Genomic DNA, 23,418 nt, shown 5'->3' on the forward strand with positions numbered 1-23,418 from the left:
TCAAGGCAGGCCTGAAGCCGGATCACATTGCCCCGGCCTCAGGTTATTGTGTTAAGCGGTTTCGGGACGCAGGACCGGTGGGCCCGTCTGCCGAAACGGCCTTAACCCTTTGAGCGCGGCGTCGCCGCAGGATCGAACATGAAGCGTGCCGCCGTGACCACCAACCGCGTTCCGGCTTCGGCCCGGGCCCCCCTCGCCAGCATGACAGGCTTTGCCCGCGTCGCCGGCTCCCACGGGTCGTGGCGGTTCGGCTGGGAGGTGCGCTCGGTCAACGGCAAGGGCCTCGACCTTCGGCTGCGTCTGCCGCCCGGCTTCGAAGTGCTGGAGGCGGACGTACGCACCCGCACCGGCCAGGTGCTGACCCGCGGCTCGGTATCCGCCAGCCTCGCCGCCAGCCGCGAGGGGGAGACCGGCACGGTCCGGGTCAACCAGGGGGCGCTGGAGGCGCTGTATCGGACGGTGTCCGAGAGCGCCCGTCGCCTCGGCGCACCAGCGCCGACCCTCGACGCCCTTGTGGCAGTGAAGGGCATGGTGGAGATCGCCGAGGCCGACGAAAGCGAAGAGGAACGCCGCGCGCTCATGTCCGCCGTGCTCTCCGCCTTTGACAGGGCGCTCGCCGAGCTGGGCACCATGCGTGCTCGCGAGGGCGAGGCGCTCAACTCCATCCTGTCCGAGCGGCTCGATGCCATCGCCGCCTTGCTGGTGCGTGCCGAGCGCCTGCCGGAGCGTGGCGTCGAGGCGATCAAGGCCCGCATCGCCGAGCAGGTGCGGGTGCTGATGGAGGCCGCTACTCTCGATCCCGACCGCCTGCACCAGGAGGCGGTGCTCGCCGTCACCAAGGCGGACGTGCGCGAGGAACTGGACCGGCTCGGTGCCCATATCGCCGCTGCGCGCGATCTGCTGCACACCGGCGGTCCGGCCGGCCGGCGGCTCGATTTCCTCGCCCAGGAGTTCAACCGCGAGGCAAACACCCTGTGCTCCAAGTCCAATTCCGTGGCGCTGACGCAGATCGGGCTTGACCTCAAGCTGCTGGTGGACCAGTTCCGCGAGCAGATCCAGAACCTCGAGTGAAGCCCCAACCCATGCCGCAATCCGCCTCTTCCGTGTCGTCGCACTTCGCGCTGCCGGGCTGGAAACCGGGCGCAGGCATACTGGCGCGGCGTGGGCTGATGCTGGTGCTGTCCTCGCCCTCGGGGGCGGGCAAGACCACCCTGTCGCGCAAGCTGCTGGCGAGCGACGATCGAATCACCATGTCCGTCTCCGTCACCACGCGCCCGCCCCGGCCGGGCGAGGTGGACGGCAAGGACTATTATTTCGTCGACGTGCCCACCTTCCACCGCATGCGGGATGAGGGCGAGCTGCTGGAACACGCCGTGGTGTTCGACAATCTCTACGGGACGCCGCGACCGGCCGTGGAACTCGCTCTGTCCGCCGGCCGGGACGTGCTGTTCGACATCGACTGGCAGGGTACCCAGCAACTGGGCGAGACCGCCCAGCAGGACCTGGTGAAGGTGTTCCTGCTGCCGCCCACCGCCGCCGACCTGGAGCAGCGCCTGCGCTCCCGCGCGCAGGATTCGGAAGAGGTGGTGCACCAGCGCATGGCCAAGGCCTCCGACGAGATCAGCCACTACACCGAATACGACTACATCATCATCAACCACGAGGTGGACGACAGCCTCGTCAAGCTCACCGCCATCCTGCAGGCGGAGCGGCTGAAGCGGCGGCGCCTGACCGGCCTGTCGAGCTTCGTGAAGGGCCTGCGCGACGCCCTGTGAGGCGCGCATCGTGTGACGCCGTCGTCATCCGCGACAGGCAGCCGCACCCGAGCGAAACCCGCACCATCCTGATGGGTCATGGCGCCGTGCCCGGCACGTCGGAGCATGCCGTCCCGAGGGCTTTCCCCTTCGCGCAGGACTATTCCGGCCATCCACAGGCTAAGGTAATATAAAACCGCTTAGCGGGGGTGCAAACGTCCCCTTAACGCGGGGGCTCTAAGCCTTGGGAACGGCGCCGGTGCTGCGGGCTACGGATCAGCATGTCTTCTTTCAACCGTCCTCCCAGACCCCTTGAGTTTCCTTCCTATTACGAGGAGGCGGACGATGCTCCGCCGTCCGCCTACCCGGGCGGCCGCAACGTCACGCCATCCCTCGGTGCCTTCGCGCCGGAGTATCATCCGCCGGTCGAAACGCCTGCCGCTTCGCTCACGCACAGCTGGATCGACCTGGAGCTGATTCCGAGCTGGCTGCGGCCCTTCACCCTCGATGCAAACACCCGCTTCACCCGCACGCCGGACCATTTCCTGCGTCCGCGCGAGGCGGAGGCCTTGCATGAGCCGTCGGGTATTGCCGGCGTCGCGGACCATGTTTCGCTGCTGGGCGAGTCGCAGACCGCCCCCGCGCCGGAGATTTCGAGCCGTAACTGGCGTTTCGTGCTGGACCCGGCCGATGACTTGATGGCCGCACCGGTAGCTGCGGAGGTCGCGCCGTCGCGCGCTCCGCCGCCGGCCATCGTGGCTGAACTGCCGCATGAGCCTGTGGACGAAGCCTTTGGCTTTGCGCCCGAAGCCTTCGAGGCGGAGCAGCCTATGGAGGAGGGGACGCCCATCGCCCCCGATGATGCTGTGAGCTGGGCCTGGGACGGCGCCCCGGCTGCGCCCATGGAGGAATGCGCGATACAGGCGTCTCAGCCAGAGCCGCCATGCTTCCCCATGCAGGATGCGCTCGAGGTTCAAGACAGCTCCGACCAAAACAGGTCCGACCAAGACATGTTCGAGCAAGGCACGCTCGCTGGTGACGAGGCCATCGCGGCGCTGTTCCAGGATCGGAACGCGTCGCCCGACCTGTCGGGCGAAGAGCCGGAGATCGGGATCGCGGAGCCCGACGCTGATCTGCCGCCCCATTTCGAGGCTCTGGCACGCCTTCTCGTCCTCGGCCGCGCCGCCGTGCCCCCCGCTCCTGCCGACGAGCAGGATCTCGCACCGTCCGAAGGCGGGATTCGGGCGGAGGCACTGGATGCGACTGTCGTTGAGGACGTGGCCCTTACCGACACGCTGGTCGAGAGCGAGGCAGATGCCGATTCGGACGCCGGGGACGGGTGCGCCGACGACGAGTTGATCGACGCGACCGACCTCATTGCGGAGGCGGAGGGCGAGGAGAACCTCGCCGCTGATGGCGAAGAGGTCGAGGACGATGCCGGGGCCGCCGACCTCGGGGCCGAAGACGATGCGGCCGATGAAGAGGTCGCCATCGACGCCGAGGTCGGCGAACTCCTTCTCGTCTCGGACGCCGACGCTGCTGAAGACAAGGCCGAGGACGAAGAGGCCGACGCCTGCGACAGCGATGAAGATGGGGACGCTTACGAGGACGAAGACGAGGACGAGGACCTGCTCCTCGCCGACGACGCAGAGGTCGCTGATGAAGCCGACGCCGGCGAACCCCTCGCCGCGGCTTCAACTCTCTCCGGCCTGCCGATCTTGACGGAGCCGGGGCCCGCGCTCTGGCGGCCTTACCAGCAGAGCATCACCGCCCATTTCCTCGGCGCGGTGACGCCGCTCGGCTTCGCGCCGTTAGCCTCGGCCCCTGTAATCGCCGCGCCGGAAGCGCACGCCACCCTTCCGGCCCCCGTTGTCGCCGCCCCGGCCATCGCGCCGGACGAGGACGTGCCCGACCGCGCCGGTTTCTACGACCTGCCGCCCCTCGACCTGCTGCGCGAGCCGCCGGTGGTGGAGCCGGACTATGAGATGTCCGAGGAATTCCTCGACCAGTCCTCGACCATGCTCCAGCAGGTGCTGCGCGATTTTGGTGTGCGCGGCGAGGTCATCGACGCCAATCCCGGCCCCGTGGTCACCCTCTACGAGTTCGAGCCGGCGCCGGGGGTGAAGTCCTCCCGCGTCATCGGCCTGTCGCCGGATATCGCCCGCTCCATGAGCGCCGTGTCGGCCCGCGTGGCGGTGGTGGAGGGACGCAACGTCATCGGCATCGAGCTGCCCAACCGGCGGCGTGATACCGTGTGGCTGCGCGAGCTTCTCTCCAGCCACGAATTCGTGGAGACCCATCCCAAGCTCGGCCTGTGCCTCGGCAAGACCATCGGCGGCGTGCCGGTGATCGCCGACCTTGCCCGCATGCCCCACCTGCTGGTGGCCGGCACCACCGGCTCGGGCAAGTCGGTGGCCATCAACACCATGATCCTGAGCCTGCTCTACCGGCACACGCCGGATGCCTGCCGGCTCATCATGATCGACCCCAAGATGCTGGAACTCTCCGTCTACGAGGGCATCCCGCACCTGCTCACCCCCGTCGTCACCGACCCCAAGAAGGCGATCATCGCCCTCAAATGGGCGGTGAAGGAGATGGAGGAGCGCTACAAGAAGATGAGCCGCCTCGCGGTGCGCAACATCGACGGCTTCAACGCCCGCGTGAAGGAGGCGGCGGAGAAGGGCGAGGTCATCACCCGCAGCGTGCAGGTGGGCTTCGACAAGGAGACCGGGGAAAGCCTGTTCGAGGAACAGGACATGGACCTCACCCCCTTGCCCTACATCGTCGTCATCGTGGACGAGATGGCCGACCTGATGATGGTGGCGGGCAAGGAGATCGAGGGCGCCATCCAGCGCCTCGCCCAGATGGCCCGCGCGGCGGGCATCCATCTGGTGATGGCGACGCAGCGCCCCTCGGTGGATGTGATCACCGGCACCATCAAGGCCAATTTCCCCACCCGCATCTCGTTCCAGGTCACGAGCAAGATCGACAGCCGCACCATCCTCGGCGAGATGGGCGCGGAGACGCTGTTGGGGCAGGGCGACATGCTGTTCATGGCCGGCGGCGGGCGCATCACCCGCGTCCACGGGCCGTTCGTGTCCGACGGCGAGGTGGAGAAGGTGGTGGGCTTTCTCAAGGCCCAGGGCGGACCGGACTATCTGGATGCCGTGATCCTGGACGAGGACGCCGAGGTGGACGACGAGGATGACGCGGTGTTCGACCGCTCCAGCCTCGGCGAGGCGGGGGGCGATCTCTACGATCAGGCCGTTGCCATCGTCATGCGCGACCGCAAGGCGTCCACGTCTTACATCCAGCGGCGGCTTCAGGTGGGCTACAACAAGGCCGCGAGCCTCATGGAGCGCATGGAGACGGAAGGCATCGTCGGCCCGGCCAACCATGCCGGCAAGCGCGAGATCCTGACCTTCTCCCGGCCGGGGTGACACAAGGCCGGTTGAACGTCGGCGGCTCCGGCGGGACCCACTGGGAACCCTCTCCCCCGTGCGGGGGAGGGCGGGGAGGGGGCTGCGGTGCCTTTTCCTTCGAGCCGTCGTTACGGACACGCGGCCTCGCCCCCACCTCTCCCCCGCAAGCGGGCGAGGGGACTGACGGCTCACTCTTTAAACTCAGACGACCCTGGTCCCGGGTGAGGGGAGGTGCAGGAGCTATTTCTCCACCGCGATCACCCGGCCGTGGTCCACGGCCAGAGCCAGTCGGCCAGCCTTCAGCGCCAGCGCGCGCTCGCCGAACAACTCGCGACGCCAGCCCTTCAGCGCCTGCACGTCGGCTTCGTCGCTGACCGCGATGCGCTCCAGGTCCTCCGTGGTGGCGATCACCTTGGCGGCCACCGCGTTCTGCTCCGCCGTCATGCGCAGCAGCACCTTCAGCAGCTCCACCGTGGCGCTGGCGCCGTTGGGCAAGGGCTTGTCGCGTTCGATGCGGGGCAGGGTCTTGGGGTCGCGGGCGACACCCCGCCGCACCGCTTCCAGCACCGCCTCGCCATAGCGCGAACGCTCGAAGCCCTTGGGCAGGGAGCGCAGCTCGGACAGCTTTTCCGGCGTCTGCGGCTGCTGCACAGCGATCTCGCCGATCACCTCGTCCTTGATGACGCGGCCGCGGGGCAGGTCGCGGGTCTGGGCCTCGCGCTCACGCCAGGCGGCCACCTCCACCAGCACGGCCAACTCGCGCGGCTTGCGCACGCGGGACTTCAGTCGTTCCCAGGCGCTGTCCGGGTGCTGCTCGTAGGTGGCGGGAGAGGTGAGGACGTGCATCTCCTCGCCCACCCACTCCGCCCGGCCGCGCGCCTCCAGGTCCGTGGTCAGCTTGATGTAGATGTCGCGCAGATGGGTCACGTCGGCGACGGCATAGACGATCTGCGCCTGGCTCAGCGGCCGACGCGACCAGTCGGTGAAGCGCGACGACTTGTCGAGGGCATGGCCCGTGACGCGCTGCACCAACTGGTCATAGGAGATGCTGTCACCATATCCCAGCACCATTGCCGCCACCTGGGTGTCGAACACCGGGTGCGGGATGAGTCGGGCCTGGTGCCAGATGATCTCGATGTCCTGCCGGCCGGCGTGGAACACCTTCATGACCCGCTCATTGGCCATGAGTCGGTAGAAGGGGGCGAGATCGAGCCCGTCCGCCAGCGCGTCGATGAGAACGGCCTCCTCCGGCGAGGCGACCTGCACCACGCAGAGCTTCGGCCAGAACGTGGTTTCCCTTAGGAATTCCGTGTCGACGGTGACGAAAGGGTGGCGGGCGAGGCGTTCGCAGGCCGCTGCCAGCGCCTCGGTCGAGGAGATCGGATCCATCCGCAGACCATACCCATGCCGGGCCGTCCCGAAAAGGGAATGTGGCGCGATTTTGTCAGGCGGCTGCCGAGCGGGCCAGGGAGAGGGCGTCCTCGGCTGTCGCCGGGCGGCCCAGGAAGAAGCCCTGGAGATGGGTGCAGCCCTCCTCCGCCAGGATGCGGCGCTGGGCTTCGGTTTCAATGCCTTCCGCCGTGCAGCGCAGGGACAGGGTGCGCGCGAGGCCGACGATGGCGCGGACGATGGCGAGGCTCTGGGGGGAGCGCTCCACGTCGTCCACAAACGAACGATCCACCTTGATGCGGCCGATGTTGAGGGTGCGCAGATAGGCGAGTGAGGAATAGCCGGTGCCGAAATCGTCGAGGGCGACGGTGATTCCCTCGGCGGCGAACTGCTCTAGGATGGTCCGCACCATGGGGCCCTGCTTGAGCAGGGTTGATTCGGTTATTTCCAGTTCGAGGCGTCGCGGCGACAGGCCGGAGCCCTCGAGCGCGGTCCGCACCAGTTGATCGGTCTGGGCGCCGCGGAACTGGTGGGGCGATAGGTTCACCGACACGAACAGGTGCGCCGGCCATGTCGTGGCGGTGTGACAGGCCTCCCGCAGCACCCATGCGCCGAGTGGCCGGATGAGGCCGGTCTCTTCCGCGACGGCGATGAAGACTTCCGGCGGCACCAGGCCGTGCTCGGGATGCGGCCACCGCGCGAGAGCCTCGAAGCCGGCGAGCCGGCCGGTCGGGGCCTCGAAGATGGGCTGAAAGGCAAGGACGAAGCGGCGTTCCCGCCAGGCGGCGTGCAGGTCCGCCTCCAGCGTGCGGCGCACGCTGGCGCTCGTCTCCATCTCCTCGGCGAAGGCCCGCGCGACTCCCCGCCCATCGCTCTTGGCGCGGTAGAGCGCGAGGTCGCCATTGTGCAGCAGCTGAGCCGCCGTGGTCCCGTTCACCGGGCACAGGGCGAGCCCGACGCTGCATCCACCGGTGACCCGGTGGTGGCCGATAACGAACGGTTCCTCAACGGCATCGACGAGCGCATCGGCGAACGCCATCGCCTCCTGCTCGCTGGTGGTGCCGAGGCGCAGGATGCCGAATTCGTCGCCGCCGAGCCGGGCGGCCATGTCTTCCGGAGCCAGCCGGCTGCCGATGCGCGCGGCGAATGCTCTGAGGAGACGGTCGCCGGCCTCATGGCCGAGGGTGTCGTTCACGGCCTTGAAGTCGTCGAGATCCACGCAGTGCAGCGAGAAAGCCGGGGTCCCGGGGGCCGCAAGCAGCGCTTCAAGGCGTTCGGTGAAAGCGAGCCGGTTGGCGAGGCCGGTCAGCGGGTCGATCCGCGCCAGGGCGTGCTCGACAGCGGCAAAGGCGCGCTCGCGCCTGATGAGGCGGGCCGCGCCATGGGTGATGAGGGCAATGGCGCAGCACAAGAGCCCCGAGGCGAGGACGAGTGGTAGCGCGCGCTGCCACAGCACCCCGTCTACCGCCGACCTGCTGTCGCTCACCACGACGGCCAGCGGAAGGCCGGCGAGGGGTTGGAAGGCAGCAATGCGTCCCTTTTTGTCGAGGGCGCCGGCCGGCAGGTGACCGTCCGCGACGGCCGCGTAGACGGCGCCGATGGTCCGGGCCCGCAGCGCCGGATTGTGATCGGCGAGGCCGGCGCTGCCAGGGTGCCGCGCGAGCAGCGCTCCGTCGGTCCGGACGAGCGCGATCATGCCGTCGGGTCCGAGCTGTATGGCGCCATAGAAGCGCTCCAGATACGACTGCTCCAGCGCGCCCTGCACAAGGCCCAGAAAGCCGCCGGCCTGGGTGGTGAAGCGGGTGGCGATGGGAATGACGATGCGTCTTGTCCTGGGGCTGGTGACCGGTTCCCCGACGAAAAGGCGCGGCCCTTGCGGGTCGGAGAGCACCTGGAAGACGTCACGTTCTGAAATGTTGACGTCCGGCACCGGCCAGGTGCGGGAGGCGTTTACGAGCTGCCCGGTGTCATCGACGATCGAAAACCAGTCCACCTGGGGCAACGCGGATATCCGCGCCCGCAGCAGGATGTGGACGGCCTTGGTGCCCATCATCTTGTGGAGCTGGCTGCGGCTTTCCACCTCCTGCTCGCGCATGTGACCGATCAGGTCGTCCTGGACAAACTCCAGGCCTTGGAACACCCGCGCGGTCTGTTCAGCCAGAGTCAGGGCGAGATTGGCCAACTCGCGGCGGCGGTCGTCGATGCCATCACGCCGCGCGGTCCGGACGAACCAGGCGGTGGCGACGAGGATGCAGAGGATCATCAGTGCCGCAAAGACCACCAGCGGCACCAAGCTTCTCCGGTCCTGTCGGCGCGCCTTGTCTGGTCCTTGTTCACCGCCTGCTGGCGTGTCCATGCCGGCTTCGCCCCCGCTCGCCATGCGCTGCACCGCAGCATTAACGCACGATCCCAGCGTTTTTCAACACGGTCTGAAACCTGCCCGAACGGACAGCACGCTTGACAAGGGGCGGGGCGCATGCACCTTCGCCCCGCCTCAGACGCGGACGTGCGTGCCGTGGCGCGCGGAGACGCCGCGCCCGGGACGGACGGGGCCTCAGGCGTCCGGCGCGCGCCCATCTGGCTGCGCGCGGGACGTCCGGACACCGGGCCCACGGGCCCCCGCGCCTCTCTGTTCAGCCTTGAAAGGGCGACCCATGCACCGTTACCGCTCCCATACTTGCGGCGCGCTTTCGACCGCTCAGGTGGGCGAGATCGTGCGCCTGTCCGGCTGGTGCCATCGCATCCGCGACCACGGCGGCGTGCTCTTCATCGACCTGCGCGACCATTACGGCCTGACCCAGGTGGTGGTGGACCCCGACAGCGCCGCCTTCAAGGACGCTGAGAAGGTGCGCGCCGAATGGGTGATCCGCATCGACGGCAAGGTGCGCCTGCGCCCCGAGGGCACCGAGAACCCCGACCTCGCCACCGGCGCGGTGGAGGTCTACGCCACCGAGCTGGAAGTGCTGGGCCCCTCGGCCGAGCTGCCCCTGCCGGTGTTCGGCGATGTGGAATATCCGGAGGAGACGCGCCTTCGTTATCGCTTCCTCGACCTGCGCCGGGAAAAGCTCCACCGCAACATCATGACGCGGGGCGCGATCATTGATGCCATGCGGGCGCGCATGAAGGGGCAGGGCTTCTTCGAGTTCCAGACCCCCATCCTCACCGCCTCCTCGCCGGAGGGCGCGCGGGACTTCCTGGTGCCGAGCCGCTTGCACCCCGGCAAGTTCTATGCGCTGCCCCAGGCCCCCCAACAGTACAAACAGCTGATCATGATGAGCGGGTTCGACCGCTACTTCCAGATCGCCCCCTGCTTCCGCGACGAGGACCCCCGCGCCGACCGCCTGCCCGGCGAGTTCTACCAGCTCGACCTGGAGATGAGCTTCGTCGAGCAGGAGGACATCTTCGCGGCGGTGGAGCCGGTGATCACCGGCGTGTTCGAGCAGTTCGCCGAGGGCAAGCCGGTGACGCAGAAGTGGCCGCGCATTCCCTATGCGGAGTCCCTGCGCAAGTACGGCACCGACAAGCCGGACCTGCGCAATCCGCTGGTGATGCAGAACGTGTCGGACCATTTCCGCGGGTCGGGCTTCAAGGTGTTCGCCCGCATGCTGGAAGTGGAAAAGAACCAGGTGTGGGCCATCCCCGCCCCCGGCGGCGGCTCCCGCGCCTTCTGCGACCGCATGAATTCCTGGGCGCAGGGCGAGGGCCAGCCGGGGCTCGGCTACATCATGTGGCGCGAGGGCGGTGAGGGCGCCGGCCCTCTGGCCAACAACATCGGCCCCGAGCGCACCGAGGCCATCCGTGCGCAGCTTGGCCTCAAGGCGGGCGATGCCGCCTTCTTCGTCGCCGGCGACCCGGACAAGTTCGTGAAGTTCGCCGGCCTGGCCCGCACCCGGGTGGGCGAGGAGCTGAACCTCGTCGACAAGGATCGCTTCGAGCTGGCCTGGATCGTCGATTTCCCCTTCTACGAATATTCGGAGGAGGAGAAGAAGATCGACTTCTCCCACAATCCTTTCTCCATGCCCCAGGGCGGCCTGGACGCGCTGAACACCCAGGACCCGCTGGCCATCAAGGCGTTCCAGTACGACATCGCCTGCAACGGCTACGAGATCGCCTCCGGCGGCATCCGCAACCATCGCCCTGAGGCCATGGTGAAGGCGTTCGAGATCGCCGGCTATGACGCGCAGACGGTGGAGGAGCGCTTCGGCGGCATGTACCGCGCGTTCCAGTATGGCGCGCCGCCCCATGGCGGAATGGCGGCGGGCGTGGACCGCATCGTCATGCTGCTGTGCGGCGTGACCAACCTGCGCGAAATCTCGCTCTTCCCCATGAACCAGCAGGCCATCGACCTGCTCATGGGCGCCCCCGCCGAGGCGGCGCCCAAGCAACTGCGCGAGCTGCACATCCGCCCGGCGCCGCAGGCGAAATAAGTGTAGCCTTTCCTGCGGGAACGCAGGACCGGCGCGCGCAAGACGCATCGGCGGTTCCCGGGGAGGAACGCCGATGCGGTGTGTGTTTTCGGGGCTTGTGGTGTCATGGCTTGCGGTCGCGGCCCTAGTGTCGCCGGTCGCGGCGGTCGCGGACGATGGTGCGGCCGCACTGGCACGCCAGGTGGTGAACCTTGCGGTCGCCCCCGGAATGGAAAGCCGGATCGATCGCATGATCGCTCAGGCGGTGGAGAAGCAGCCAGCCGCTGCCCAGGCGCAGGCCCGCGCCGATCTCCTGAAGGCGTCCGCAAGCATCCGCGAGGACCTCATGGCCACCTTCGCGGCCTATTATGCGAAGGTCTTCACGCCTGCAGAACTGAAAGACCTTGTGGCCTTCTACCAGAGCCCGCTCGGCCTCAAGATGGTGCGCGTGGAGGAGCAGAAGCCGTCGGAGGTGAACGCCGCCATCCAGCAGCAGATCATGAAGCTGGTGGTGCTCCTCAATACCCCGCCGACGGGGAAATGAAACGCCGGTCGGTCTCCATGGCAGGTGATGGGCGTGCCCTCCCTCTCCCGCTTTTGAGACATCTGCGAAACCACCCAAGGTCGGTGTCGGGATCCTGCTCCCTCTCCCCTCTCCCGCGAGGGGAGAGGGAGTACGGCCGCTCAAGGACCTTTCGTAGAGGTCTTGCTTTCGGGGAGGGGGCTGCGCCCCTTGTTCCCCTCAGGGCGCCGACGCGGTGGCGGAGAAGCTGAACGCTTCCAACACCACCGAGGGGTCGTCCGAGCCCATCAGCGCCAGCAGCGGCACGCGGCCCTTCGGGGTCGCGGTTACCGTCAGGGTGCCAGGCTTGCGCAGGAAGGCCGCCACCGCCGCTCCCACCGAGGCGGCATCGGGCGAGACGGTCCCAAGTTCTGCGGCAAAGCCTTCCGCCAGGGACACCACCTCGTTGCGATACTCGTCCTCGCTCACGCCGGCGGCTGCGGCGAGCTGAGCGAAGATGAGCTTGGCGAGGCCGAGATCCGTCAGCGTCACCTTCACCGGCCCGGCCGTCACCACCGGCAGCGCGGAGATGAAGCCGGCGGCGTCGGTGAAAGCGGCGTCGGGCACATCCACCAGCGCTGATTCCAGGTTCAGCCGGAAGGCGTCCTTCACCTCGGTGGTCACCGGGGCGATGGTGAGGGTGCGGTCGTTGATGTCGTAGGCCGCCTTCAGCCCCATGGAGATTGTGGCCCGGGTGATGCCGGCCTGCACCAGATAGGTGAAGGGCTCGCCGTCGTCGGCGGTGATGGGCCCGGACACGTCGGCGAGGGTGAAGTCGAGATAGGAGGGCAGGGCCCCCAGCGAGCCGCCCCAGGACAGGGCGAAGGTGCCGATCTTTACCGGCTCCTTGCTTTGCGGTCCCTCACCGTAGGGCACTTCGAGGCCCATCATTTCCACGCCGGAGAAGACCTTGAACAACACCAGCGCCGACAAGGGCGAGGGCGCGTCCGCCTCTGCGGAGAGCTTGGCGAGCTGGTTGAAATCGAGCTGGCGCACGGCGAAGCGGGCCATCTTCGCCGCGCCGCCTGCGGAGGTGACACCCTCCACCCCCTCGAAGGTGGCGCCGTCCAGGACGCCGTTGGTCAGGCCTTCCAGGCGCATGGTGGCGACCTTGCCCTTCTCGCCCTCCTGCTCGGTGGTGGCGTTGGTGATGGCCAGCGTGGTGAAGGCCATGCCGCCGACGAGATCGCGCGACAGCTCGGCGAGACGCCGGCTGTCTTCCCGCGACAGGTTGGGCGCCTTGCGGCTCAGGGCCTCCATGGCGGCAACGCGCTGCGCATCGAAGGCGGCAGGCCGGATGGCCACGTTCTCCATGAGCACGGATTGGGCGCCGTGGGTGGGGCCGTTCTCCTGCTTTACCTTGTAGGGGCCGGTCACCACCTTGCCGTAGATCTGGCCATAGGCCTCCGCCGCCTTGCCTGAGGGGCCTCCGGGCTGGGTCATGAGAAGAAGCGGGGCGGTGTCGATCTGCGCCGCCACGAAGCCATCCACCTGCGCGGTGACGCGGCCGGGCGAGGCCTTGTCGGCGGAGGACTTATCCTGCGTGGTCTTATCCTGCGCGGTCTTGTCCTGAGCGCTCTGGGCGAGCGGCGGCGGCGTGAAGGCCACGGTGATGGTGTCCACCACCAGGCTGCGGATGGCACCGGCGTTCACGCCTTCCGCGGCGAGGTTGCGATAGGTGACCTCTGTGGGCGCGGAGCCGGCCGGGGCGACGCGGCCGCGGGCCTCGGGGATGGTGACCTTGGCGGCGGTGGTGGCGGCGAGCTGCCGCAGCGCCACCCGCAGCGCGCCGAAGGGGCCATTGCCCTCGCCGGCGGCGATCAGGGTCATGGGGCCGTTGTAGCGGTCGATCATCACCTGCGGCAGGGTGTAGGTGATGGTGCCGCCGGCGGCGGCCTCGCCGGTAAGGGCGATCTCCACGCCGTCGAGGTCGAGGGCATCCACCGCCACGCGCCGGTCGTTGGGCCGCTCGCCGCCGCGGGCGGAGATGCGGTCCACCTTCACCCGCGCGGACCCGTCCGGGGAGGTGATGGAAATGCCGGTGACGGTGACACCCATTTCCTTGGGGTCAAAGGTGGCGGTGGTGAAGGTGGCCTTCGCCCCGGTGTCCCGGATGCCGGCGAACACAGCGTCCACTTCCGCGCGGACCTTGGTGCGGGACCACTCGAGGAAGCCGTACCAGCCGCCGATGGCGAGCAGTGCCAGAAGGCCGATGGCGCCTGCGATCCGGAGGACCAGTTTTCTGCTCATGTTCCGTCCTTCCCTCCGCCGTCGGGCCGAGTCGCGTCATGCCTGCGCAACATAACTCAATTTTCATCCCGGCCCGTGACATAGCAGTGCGCGGCGGCTAGGTTGCAGCCCGTTTTGCCGAGCCGGCGGGCTCGAGGAGGGGGAGGGGATATGGCGTCCAACATTTCCGAGGATCTGCGTTCCGGGGCGCTCGTCTATCATCGCCTGCCGAAGCCCGGTAAGCTCGAAATCCAGGCCACCAAGCCGCTCGGCAACCAGCGCGACCTCGCGCTCGCTTATTCCCCCGGCGTCGCCGCCGCCTGCGAGGCCATCGCCGCCGATCCGCTTCTGGCGGCCGAACTGACCATCCGCGCCAATCTCGTCGCCGTCATCTCCAACGGCACCGCCGTGCTCGGCCTCGGCGACATCGGCCCGCTCGCCGGCAAGCCGGTGATGGAGGGCAAGGCCGTCCTGTTCAAGAAGTTCTCCGGCATCGACGTGTTCGACATCGAAATCGACGCCAAGACCGTCGACCGCATGGTCGAGGTCATCAGCGCGCTGGAACCCACCTTCGGCGGCATCAACCTGGAAGACATCAAGGCCCCCGAGTGCTTCGAGGTGGAAGCCCAGCTGCGCGAGCGCATGAAGATCCCGGTCTTCCATGACGACCAGCACGGCACCGCCATCATCGTCGGCGCCGCTGTGCGCAACGCCATGGAGGTGGGCAACCGCAAGATCGAGGAGCTGAAGATCGTCGCCTCGGGCGCCGGCGCGGCGGCTCTGGCCTCCCTCAACCTGCTCCTCACCCTGGGCGCCAAGAAGGAGAACATCTGGGTCTGCGACATCGAGGGTGTGGTCTATGATGGCCGCAACACCCTCATGGACCCCTACAAGGAGAAGTTCGCCCAGAAGACCGACAAGCGGACCCTGGACGAGGTGATCGAGGGCGCGCACATCTTCCTCGGCCTCTCCGCCGGCGGCGTGCTGAAGCCGGAGATGGTGAAGAAGATGGCGGACCACCCGCTCATCCTCGCGCTGGCCAACCCCACTCCCGAGATCATGCCGGAGCTCGCCCGCGAGGCGCGCCCCGATGCCATGATCTGCACCGGCCGCTCGGACTTCCCCAACCAGGTCAACAACGTCCTGTGCTTCCCCTACATCTTCCGCGGGGCGCTGGACGTGGGGGCCACCGACATCAACGCCGAGATGAAGATGGCGGCGGTGGAGGCCATCGCGGCGCTGGCCCGCGAGACCCCGTCCGACGTGGTCGCCCGCGCCTATGGCGGCGAGACCCGCGCCTTCGGCGCCGATTCGCTCATTCCCTCGCCGTTCGACCCGCGCCTCATCCTGCGCATCGCGCCGGCGGTGGCGAAGGCGGCCATGGACACCGGCATCGCCACCCGACCCATCGCCGACATGGACGCCTATATCGAGCGGCTGGACCATTTCGTGTTCCGCTCGGGCTTCATCATGCGGCCGCTGTTCGCCCAGGCGAAGCGCAACATCAAGCGCGTGGTCTATGCCGAGGGCGAGGACGAGCGGGTGCTGCGCGCCGTGCAGGCCGTGGTGGAGGAGGGCATCGCCCGTCCCATCATCGTCGCCCGTCCCAACGTGCTGGAGACCCGGCTGAAGCGCTTCGGCCTTTCGGTGCGGCCGGGCCACGACTTCGATCTCATCAACCCGGAAGATGATCCGCGCTATCGCGACTATGTGCGCGACTATGTGGAGATCGCCGGACGTCGCGGCGTGACGCCGGATGCCGCCCGCACCCTCGTGCGCACCCATCCCACCGTGATCGCGGCGCTGGCCGTGAAGCGCGGCGAGGCGGATGCCATGCTGTGCGGCATCGAGGGCCGCTTCACCCGCCACCTGCGGCAGGTGCGCGACATCATCGGCCTCGCGCCGGGGGTGAAGGAGTTGGCGGCGCTGTCGCTGCTCATCACCTCCCACGGCAACTTCTTCATCTGCGACACCCAGATCCAGACCGAGCCCACCGCTGCCGACCTCGCGGAGATGACGGTGCTGGCCGCCGCCCATGTCCGCCGCTTCGGCCTGGAGCCGCGGGTGGCGCTGCTGTCGCACTCCAATTTCGGCAGCCATGAGACGCTGTCGGCCAAGCGGGTGCGCGCGGCGCTCTCCATCATCCGCGAGCGCGAACCGAACCTGCAGGTGGATGGCGAGATGCAGGCCGATTCGGCCCTGCTGGAGGACATCCGCAAGCGCGTGCTCCCCAACTCGACCCTCACGGGCGCCGCCAACGTGCTGGTGATGCCCGACCTCGACGCCGCCGACATCGCCTTCAACATGCTGAAGGTGCTGGGCGATGCGCTGCCGGTGGGTCCGATCCTGATGGGCACGGCCAAGCCGGCCCACATCCTCGGCCCATCCATCACCGCCCGCGGCATCGTCAACATGACCGCCGTCGCGGTGGCCGAGGCCCAGACCGAAGCCTGAGACGCCGGCTTCTTCGCGCTGTTGAAGGTGAGCCTTCCGAAGCGTCCTGCGCCTCCCCGCTGCTGTCGCCGGCGAGGGCGACGGGCCGGCGCTGAACCTTCTCCCGCCTGCGGGGCCGGAAACATCCGGCTTCGGTACGGGGGAGGGGGCGGGCCGATTCTAACCATCGTCGCCCTCCGGCTTGACCGGAGGGCCCATCTCGCCGCTTTCCAAGCGCCCGCCGTGTTGTCCCGGCCGGGCCATGGGCCGTCCGGTCAAGCCGGACGGCGACGGGGGGATGGGGTGCGTTCCCCCCTCACTTCGGCGCGGGAAACGCCAGCACGCCGGAGGTGTAGCGCTCGATGAGCGCGCTGAAGGGGGTGCCGTCGGGCAGGGTCAGCACGGCGCGATGGGCCAGCACGAAGCGGGGCACCACCAGCGGGCCGGCGGAGCCCGGCCCCGAGGCGTCTTCCGCCGGACGCCACAGCGGGCGCGCCTCCAGCGTGCGGCGGCGGAAGTCGAGCGGGCGCACCACTTTGCCGAAGGGCATGTCGGTGGCATCGAGCACCGCGTTCATCTCGGCCGTCAGCCGGTCCGGCCGGTAATAATTGTCCGCCTCCGACAGCACGATGGCGCCGCAGGTGAGCCGCACCCGGCGATGGCGCACGGGCGTCTGGGCGTCGGCGCCGAGCAGGTCGCGCACCTCCTGCGGGGGGGCGCCTTCCCCGGCGCGCTCGCGCTCGGCCCGTACCAAAGCGGGATCGCCGATGCCGTGGGCGCCGCACCAGCGCTCCAGCGTCAGGGTTGCGCTGGGCTGGGCGAGCAGCGCGCGGTTCAGGTCGTCGATGAAATCCTGCGCGGCGCGGCGCGTGGCGGGAGTGTCGGGCCAGGGCGTCGCGGGAGACGGCATCGCGGGGGAAGTCATCGCAGGGGAAGGCATTTCGGGCAGTGTGCCGGGCTGCGGCATGCCGGTGTGAGATGGGCCGGTCTCCAGCGCGCGGGCCGGCGCGAGGAGACAGGCAAGAACGATGAGCGGCAGCACGGCCGGCGGCGGAAACATGGTGGCATCAGGCCCACAGCAGCGCCGGTGCTCCGGCCGCTCATCCATAGCGCAGGCGGGCGGTGCTTGCCATGGCGCCGGGGGGCGGGCGCGGCCTTCCCCACCGCGACATGCCGTCCATGCGCTGGTGAAGCTTGAAAAGCGCGCGCCCCGCCGCATCGCTTGCGCTATAGAATGAGATGCGATGAGCGACGTTCTTGAACAGTTGCGACGGGTGGAGCAGAGCACACCGGTTTTGGTGGCGCTCTTTGATGCGTCCGATCGCCTTCGCTATGCCAATGCCGCCTTCCGCGCCGCCATGTTCATCGCCGAGGGCGAGGAGATCTCCTGGGAAGAGATGGTGCGGCGCAATTACCACGCCGGGCGCGGCACCATCATCAACACCTCGGACATCGACGAATGGATCGTCGCCCACCGGTCGCGGCGCGGCAAGCAGCGCCAGAAGGTGTTCGAGGTCGACTTTCACGACGGCCGCTGGCTGCTGGTGACGCAGACCGTATCCGACGATGGCTGGATGCTGGCCCATGCTATCGACGTCACCGCCTTCCGCCCCGACGAGCGGGAGATGCGGCTGGCCCGGGACCGCGCCGTCTACGCCTCCTATACCGATGAGCTGACGGGCCTGGCCAACCGCCGCTTCGTCACCGCCCGGGTTGCCGACATGCAGGCGCAGGACGGGCCGGGCGGTGCCTTCTGCCTGATCGACCTCGACAATTTCAAGACCATCAACGACCGGTTCGGCCATCAGGCCGGTGACACCATCCTGCGCGACTTCGCCCTGCGCATGGTGCAGCAGATCCGCCGCGCCGACTGCTTCGCCCGCGTCGGCGGGGAGGAATTCGTGCTTACGCTGCCGGCCACCTCCGCCGACGCGGCGCGGCTCATCGTGGAGCGCATTCTGGCCGTGGTGCAGCTGGCCCGCCCGCTGCCGGAGCGGCCGGACTTCTCCTATTCCTTCTCCGCCGGGATCGCCCAAAGCCGCCCGGGAGACACCTTCACCGACCTCTACAGCCGGGCCGACCGCGCGCTCTACGCCGCCAAGATGGCAGGCCGCAGCCGCATCCACCTGGAAAAGGACATGCCGCCGCCGTCCATCGCCATCTTGGGGTGAGAGGCTTTTTTTCCGTTTTACGGATTTTAGTCCTTGACAGCGTCACGCTGCCCCGGTAGGTTTTGGTCATATTCCAGACGTGTGCCTGACGGGCTTTCGCCCCCCCGCCTCGTTCTGACAGCGGTTGCCGGTCGCCGCTTCCTCCGCTGGCCGTTCCTGCCCTTCCGGCTTTTGGCTTCCGGCCTTTGCCGCCTTCCGGCTTCCGGCTTCCGGCTTCCGGCCTTTGCCGCCTTCCAGCCCCCATTTTTCGGACATGCCCATGCGCAAAGCGTTGCCGCCCCGCCGGGTGCCAGCCATGGCACAGCTTGCGCGCCAGCTCTATCTGGATGGCGCGCCGCTCAAAGAGATCGCCCGCCGCACCGGCCTGACGCCCTCGCAGGTCTATTACTGGATCGACCGGGAAGTGGCGTCCGACGGCACCGTCACCCTGAAGCCGGCGGCCCGGCGGGTGACGCTGGCGCCCGGCACCCGCAGCGCGGCGCCGGTGCGGGGCCATCTCCTCTCCCGGCTGTGGCGCGCGGCCGAGCGCCAGCTCGACGAGATCGAACAGCGCCTCGCCGCCGCCGTCCCGCCCGAGGCCGATGCGCCTGCCGGTCCGCCCCGCCCCGCCGCCGATGCGGAGAAGGACGCCCGCGCCCTCGCCGTGCTCGCCCGCACCCTGCGCGAACTTTCCGCTCTGGAGGCGGAGGCGCAGAAAAGCCGCAAGGTGAAAGCCGAAGATGACGCCGTCCGCGATCTCGACACCTTCCGCCGCGAGCTTGCGCGCCGCCTTGATCGCCTGCGCGCGGACGGGGCAGGCGCAGAGCCTGCTGAATGAACTGCCCGAGGCCGAGGCCGAAATGCTCCTCGCCGACTGGGCCCTCTGGGCGCGTCCTGATCAACTGCCGCCCGTCACCGCCCCTTCCGGCGATCCCTGGACCACCTGGCTGGTGCTGGGCGGGCGCGGCGCCGGCAAGACGCGGGCCGGCGCCGAATGGGTGCGGGGCCTTGCCCTCGGCCGCCCGCCGTTCGCCGGGCGCCCGGTGGGGCGCATCGCACTGGTGGCCGAGACCATGGCCGATGTGCGCGAGGTGATGGTGGAGGGGGTCTCCGGCCTCCTCGCGGTCCACCCCCGCGCCGAGCGGCCGCGCTGGGAGCCCACCCGGCGGCGCCTCGAATGGGCCAATGGCGCGGTGGCGCAGGGGTTTTCGGCGGAGGACCCCGAAAGCCTGCGGGGCCCGCAATTCGCCGCCGCCTGGCTCGACGAGCTGGCCAAGTGGAAGCGGGCCGAGGCCACCTTCGACATGCTGCAATTCGGACTGCGGCTCGGCGCCCAGCCGCGCCAGATGGTGACCACCACGCCGCGCCCCACCGCTCTGCTGCGGCGGCTTCTGGCCGATCCGTCCACCGCCGTGACGCGGGCGCGCACCGCCGACAATGCCTTCCACCTCGCCCCGAGCTTCCTCGGCCAGGTGCTGACCCGCTATGGCGGCACGCGCCTCGGCCGGCAGGAACTGGATGGCGAATTGATCGAGGATCGCGCCGACGCCCTGTTCTCCCGCCCGGCGCTGGAAGCGCTGCGGGAGGCGGAGGCGCCGCCGCTGGTGCGCATCGTGGTGGCGGTGGATCCGCCGGCCTCCTCGCGGGCCGGGGCGGATGCCTGCGGCATCGTCTGCGCCGGCATCGACGCCTCGGGCGTGGTGCATGTGCTGGCGGACGACAGCGCCGCCGGCTTGCGCCCTGCTCAATGGGCGGCGAAGGCGGTGGCCCTGTTCCGCCGCTTCGAGGCTGATCTTATCGTCGCCGAGGTGAACCAGGGCGGCGAGATGGTGCGCGCCGTCATCGCCGAGGTGGACGACGGCGTGCCGGTGGAGCAGGTGCGGGCCACGCGCGGCAAGTTCCTGCGCGCCGAGCCCGTGGCCGCGCTCTACGAGCAGAGCCGGGTGCGCCATGCCGGCGCCTTCCCGGCCCTTGAGGATGAGATGTGCGACTTCGGCACGGACGGCCTCTCCTCCGGCCGCTCGCCCGACCGGCTCGACGCGCTGGTGTGGGCGGTGACGGCCCTGGCGCTCGGCCCCAAGGCCGGCGCGCCGCGGGTTAGGGGGCTGTAAGCGGGCTCAACTGCCGCCGACGATCTCCGCGCCCACCGGGATCTCCACCTGCACGCACAGGCCGGTGACGCTCTGGCCCGGCGCGAAATCCGGCCAGTTCTGGTTGCGCTTGATGCTAGCACTGAGGCACCCGCGCTCGGTGCGATAATAGCCCACCAGCTTCTGCGAGGTGGTGGCGACCACCCCCGGCCCGGCGCCGTAGGGGTCGGGCGCATAGCCATAGGCGCCGGAAACGGCGGGTTGGAACGAGGTGGTGGTGACAATGAGAACCAGGGCATAGAGCATGGCGCCCTCCCTTCGCGTCCCCCAGACCCCGGGTTTCGGAGCCATCACGCTCTGCCATCATACGCCGACGCGGCCACCGGCGGAACGAAATCGCGACCGCGCTTCGGATGGCGCCGGTGCTTTCGCCCTCGATTTACGTGTTCCAGAGCGTCGTGCGCTTCACGTACCCCGTCGCCCTCCGGCTTGACCGGAGGGTCCATCTCTCCGCTTGTCCCTTCGGCGTCATCCTTCGGCGCCGGTGTCCCGGCTTCGGCATGGGCCGTCCGGTCAAGCCGGACGGCGACGGTGGTTTTCGGCCCGCGCGTCTGGCCCTCTTCACCGCCCGCGCTTCGGATGGCGGCGGTGACCATCCGGCCGCACCCATTGCGCATATCCAAAATACATGCATGATCATGCCTACAAATGAGGCTGCATGACAACGACGTGTGCAGACATTTGCATGCCATTGGCCCCTACTGCCCCATCTGGAGCCATGAGACAGCATCTGAAAGATTTCTTCGCACGTCATGAGCCCCATTGCGGATCTGTCCTCGTCGGCCTGAAGTCCGGCGCTGGGGGCATGCTCGGCATGGGTCTCGTGGGCGGTGCCGCCGCCTTCACCCAGCTGCCGCTGCTCATCGCGCCGTTCGGCGCCAGCGCGGTGCTGCTGTTCGGCCATCCGGCGACGCCGCTCGCCCAGCCGGCCAATGTCATCGGCGGCTATGCGGTTTCAGCGACCATCGGCCTTTTGGTGGCGGTGGTGTTCCCCGGCGCGTGGTGGGCCGCGGCCCTCGGCGTGGGCCTCGCCATCCTCGCCATGCTGATGCTGCGCCTGTCCCATCCGCCGGCGGGGGCGGTACCCATCCTCATGGTGGTGGCCGTCATCGATCCGTTCGAGCTGGGCGGCATCGTCTTCGCCGGCTCCATCGCCTTGGTGCTGATCGCGAGCCTTTATCACCGGCTGCCGCCGCGCCACGATTATCCGCGCCGGATCGCCTGATTGCGCCGCCGCAGGCCCCCGCCACCCGCATCAAGGCCGCCCCTTCGGGCGGCCTTTTTCGTTTCCGGAGCCCGTCATGCTGGCCGAGCTACTCGCCCCCTTCCGCCGCCGCCCGCCCGAGGAGAAGGCGAGCCGCGCCGCCCCCCTCATCGCTTTGTTCTCCGCCGGACGGCCGCGCTGGACCCCGCGCGATTACGCATCGCTGGCCCGCGAGGGCTTTTCCAAGAATGCCATCGCCTATCGCGCGGTGCGGCTCATCGGCGAATCCGCCTCGGCCCTGCCGCTGGTGCTCATGGCCGGGCGGGAGGAACTGGAGGCCCATCCGCTGCTGGACCTCATGCGCCGGCCCAACCCGCGCCTCACCGGGTCCTCCCTCATGGAAGCGATCTGTAGCTACCTCATGGTGGCCGGCAACGCCTATGTGGAGGCGGTGGCGGTGGAGGGCGAGATCCGCGAGCTGCACCTGCTGCGCCCCGACCGGGTGAAGGTGGTGCCCGGCCCTGACGGCTGGCCCGAGGCCTACGACTACACCCTCGGCGCGCGCACCGTGCGCATCTCGCAGGACACGCTGGTGGCGGGCGAGGACGTGCCGGCCATCCTGCACCTCACCGCCTTCAACCCGCTGGACGACCATTATGGCTTCGCCCCGCTGGAGGCGGCGGCCCAGGCCCTCGATCTGCACAATGCCGCCAGCGCCTGGAACAAGGCGCTCATCGACAATGCCGCCCGCCCCTCCGGCGCGCTGGTCTATAGCGGCTCCGGCGCGCTCTCCGACGAGCAGTTCGAGCGGCTGAAGGGCGAATTGGAAGCCTCGTTCCAGGGCGCGGTGAATGCCGGCCGCCCGCTGCTGCTGGAAGGCGGGCTCGACTGGCGGCCTTTGTCGCTCTCGCCCAAGGACATGGATTTCGAGGCCGCGCGCAATTCCGCCGCCCGCGAGATTGCGCTGGCCATCGGCGTGCCGCCGCTGCTTTTGGGCATTCCCGGCGACAACACCTACGCCAACTACGCCGAGGCCAACCGCGCCCTGTGGCGCCAGAGCGTGGTGCCGCTGGTGCGCCGGGTGTGCGACGCCCTCTCCCTGTGGCTAGGCCCCGCCTATGGCGGCGGCCTGTCTCTGGTCCCCGACCTCGACCAGGCCGAAGCGCTGGCCGCCGAGCGTACCGAATTGTGGGCCCGCATCGGCGCCGCCGACTTCCTCACCGATGAAGAGAAGCGCGCCGCGACGGGCTATGGCGAGGGGGGACGGAGGTTGCGGTGAGGGGGAGGGCCATGACGAGTGTGAGGGGCGAAGGCCTTGTGAAGCCTGGGAGCCTTGGCCCATTCTCGTCGAATGCGCGGCGGCTGGGTCTACCTTCTGACGAACAGGCCGAACGGCACGCTTTATGTAGGCGTGACGAACGATCTCGTTCGCAGGATATGGGAGCACCGGCAAGGCACCGCAGATGGCTTTACGAAACGCTATGGCCTGACCCAATTGGTATATTTCGAGGAGCATGGTGAAATATTGCTGGCCATTCAGCGGGAGAAGGCGATCAAGCATTGGTCGCGTGCCTGGAAGGCGCGGCTTATTCTGGATCTGAATCCGGAATGGCGTGATCTGTACGAAGATATCATCGCCTAACCCCCGTCATGCCCGGGCTTGTCCCGGGCATCCACGCGGTGCCGCTTGGAGCGGTCTTTAAGATCGTTCCCGGCCGC

18 protein-coding genes are annotated in these 23,418 nt (G+C 68.7%); 12 read left to right on the forward strand and 6 right to left on the reverse strand.

Annotated features, from left to right (window positions below; translation table 11 throughout):
* Positions 1-138 precede the first annotated feature (138 nt).
* From FBQ73_RS12360 to FBQ73_RS23195, 3 genes are all read left to right on the forward strand, one after another.
* Entirely contained in the window at positions 139-1,071 is a 933-nt protein-coding gene (locus tag FBQ73_RS12360; RefSeq protein WP_138399808.1) for a YicC/YloC family endoribonuclease, read from the forward strand.
* 11 nt (positions 1,072-1,082) lie between these two features.
* Complete coding sequence (gene gmk, locus FBQ73_RS12365) at positions 1,083-1,775, forward strand: guanylate kinase (RefSeq protein WP_392567233.1); 693 nt, start codon at positions 1,083-1,085, stop codon at positions 1,773-1,775.
* A 260-nt stretch (positions 1,776-2,035) separates the two neighbouring features.
* Positions 2,036-5,194: a DNA translocase FtsK gene (locus FBQ73_RS23195; RefSeq protein ID WP_246089680.1), complete on the forward strand. Its 3,159-nt coding sequence runs from the start codon at positions 2,036-2,038 to the stop codon at positions 5,192-5,194.
* Between the two features lie 222 nt (positions 5,195-5,416).
* On the opposite strand, the gene rnd is transcribed toward FBQ73_RS23195, so the two are convergent.
* Both rnd and FBQ73_RS12380 read right to left on the reverse strand, forming a co-directional pair.
* A complete protein-coding gene (rnd, locus tag FBQ73_RS12375) occupies positions 5,417-6,565 on the reverse strand; it encodes a ribonuclease D (RefSeq protein ID WP_138399809.1) in 1,149 nt (382 codons plus the stop codon).
* Positions 6,566-6,620: 55 nt separating this feature from the next.
* The gene (locus FBQ73_RS12380) at positions 6,621-8,855 is read right to left on the reverse strand and encodes a putative bifunctional diguanylate cyclase/phosphodiesterase (protein ID WP_170218871.1); all 2,235 of its coding nucleotides are present in this window, start codon (positions 8,853-8,855) and stop codon (positions 6,621-6,623) included.
* Positions 8,856-9,219: 364 nt separating this feature from the next.
* On the opposite strand from FBQ73_RS12380, the gene aspS reads away from it, so the two are divergent.
* Positions 9,220-10,992 carry an aspartate--tRNA ligase gene (gene aspS, locus FBQ73_RS12385; RefSeq protein ID WP_138399811.1) on the forward strand — a complete coding sequence of 591 codons (1,773 nt, stop codon included), beginning with the start codon at positions 9,220-9,222 and terminating at the stop codon, positions 10,990-10,992.
* Positions 10,993-11,065: 73 nt separating this feature from the next.
* Positions 11,066-11,515 (forward strand): DUF2059 domain-containing protein, encoded by a 450-nt coding sequence (locus tag FBQ73_RS12390; RefSeq protein WP_138399812.1) that lies wholly within the window; start codon positions 11,066-11,068, stop codon positions 11,513-11,515.
* 198 nt (positions 11,516-11,713) lie between these two features.
* Here the strand turns inward: FBQ73_RS12390 and FBQ73_RS12395 are convergent, their stop codons facing one another.
* Positions 11,714-13,783: a hypothetical protein gene (locus FBQ73_RS12395; protein ID WP_138399813.1), complete on the reverse strand. Its 2,070-nt coding sequence runs from the start codon at positions 13,781-13,783 to the stop codon at positions 11,714-11,716.
* A 150-nt stretch (positions 13,784-13,933) separates the two neighbouring features.
* On the opposite strand from FBQ73_RS12395, the gene FBQ73_RS12400 reads away from it, so the two are divergent.
* On the forward strand, positions 13,934-16,216 hold the full coding sequence (locus FBQ73_RS12400) for an NADP-dependent malic enzyme (protein ID WP_138399814.1): 2,283 nt from the start codon (positions 13,934-13,936) through the stop codon (positions 16,214-16,216).
* Between the two features lie 295 nt (positions 16,217-16,511).
* Here FBQ73_RS12400 and FBQ73_RS12405 read toward each other — a convergent pair whose 3' ends face one another.
* The gene (locus tag FBQ73_RS12405; RefSeq protein ID WP_210236765.1) at positions 16,512-17,255 is read right to left on the reverse strand and encodes a hypothetical protein; all 744 of its coding nucleotides are present in this window, start codon (positions 17,253-17,255) and stop codon (positions 16,512-16,514) included.
* 184 nt (positions 17,256-17,439) lie between these two features.
* On the opposite strand from FBQ73_RS12405, the gene FBQ73_RS12410 reads away from it, so the two are divergent.
* The 3 genes from FBQ73_RS12410 to FBQ73_RS12420 all read left to right on the forward strand — a co-directional run bounded on the left by FBQ73_RS12410 (position 17,440) and on the right by FBQ73_RS12420 (position 20,456).
* On the forward strand, positions 17,440-18,366 hold the full coding sequence (locus FBQ73_RS12410; RefSeq protein ID WP_138399815.1) for a sensor domain-containing diguanylate cyclase: 927 nt from the start codon (positions 17,440-17,442) through the stop codon (positions 18,364-18,366).
* Between the two features lie 295 nt (positions 18,367-18,661).
* On the forward strand, positions 18,662-19,183 hold the full coding sequence (locus FBQ73_RS12415) for a helix-turn-helix domain-containing protein (RefSeq protein ID WP_170218872.1): 522 nt from the start codon (positions 18,662-18,664) through the stop codon (positions 19,181-19,183).
* On the forward strand, positions 19,086-20,456 hold the full coding sequence (locus FBQ73_RS12420) for a DNA-packaging protein (protein ID WP_449353876.1): 1,371 nt from the start codon (positions 19,086-19,088) through the stop codon (positions 20,454-20,456). Before FBQ73_RS12415 ends, FBQ73_RS12420 begins: the two co-directional genes overlap by 98 nt.
* A gap of 6 nt (positions 20,457-20,462) precedes the next feature.
* On the opposite strand, the gene FBQ73_RS12425 is transcribed toward FBQ73_RS12420, so the two are convergent.
* Together FBQ73_RS12425 and FBQ73_RS12430 are read right to left on the reverse strand one after the other, a co-directional pair.
* Complete coding sequence (locus FBQ73_RS12425) at positions 20,463-20,741, reverse strand: hypothetical protein (RefSeq protein WP_138399817.1); 279 nt, start codon at positions 20,739-20,741, stop codon at positions 20,463-20,465.
* 44 nt (positions 20,742-20,785) lie between these two features.
* The gene (locus FBQ73_RS12430; protein ID WP_138399818.1) at positions 20,786-21,091 is read right to left on the reverse strand and encodes a hypothetical protein; all 306 of its coding nucleotides are present in this window, start codon (positions 21,089-21,091) and stop codon (positions 20,786-20,788) included.
* Between the two features lie 122 nt (positions 21,092-21,213).
* Here FBQ73_RS12430 and FBQ73_RS12435 point away from each other — a divergent pair, with 122 nt between their 5' ends.
* From FBQ73_RS12435 to FBQ73_RS12445, 3 genes are all read left to right on the forward strand, one after another.
* Positions 21,214-21,720 (forward strand): HPP family protein, encoded by a 507-nt coding sequence (locus FBQ73_RS12435; protein ID WP_138399819.1) that lies wholly within the window; start codon positions 21,214-21,216, stop codon positions 21,718-21,720.
* Between the two features lie 76 nt (positions 21,721-21,796).
* A complete protein-coding gene (locus tag FBQ73_RS12440; protein WP_138399820.1) occupies positions 21,797-22,978 on the forward strand; it encodes a phage portal protein in 1,182 nt (393 codons plus the stop codon).
* Positions 22,979-23,050: 72 nt separating this feature from the next.
* Complete coding sequence (locus FBQ73_RS12445) at positions 23,051-23,341, forward strand: GIY-YIG nuclease family protein (RefSeq protein WP_138400095.1); 291 nt, start codon at positions 23,051-23,053, stop codon at positions 23,339-23,341.
* Positions 23,342-23,418 lie beyond the last annotated feature (77 nt).

The organism is Xanthobacter autotrophicus (genome assembly GCF_005871085.1).
GTDB classification, from domain to species: Bacteria; Pseudomonadota; Alphaproteobacteria; order Rhizobiales; family Xanthobacteraceae; genus Xanthobacter; species Xanthobacter autotrophicus.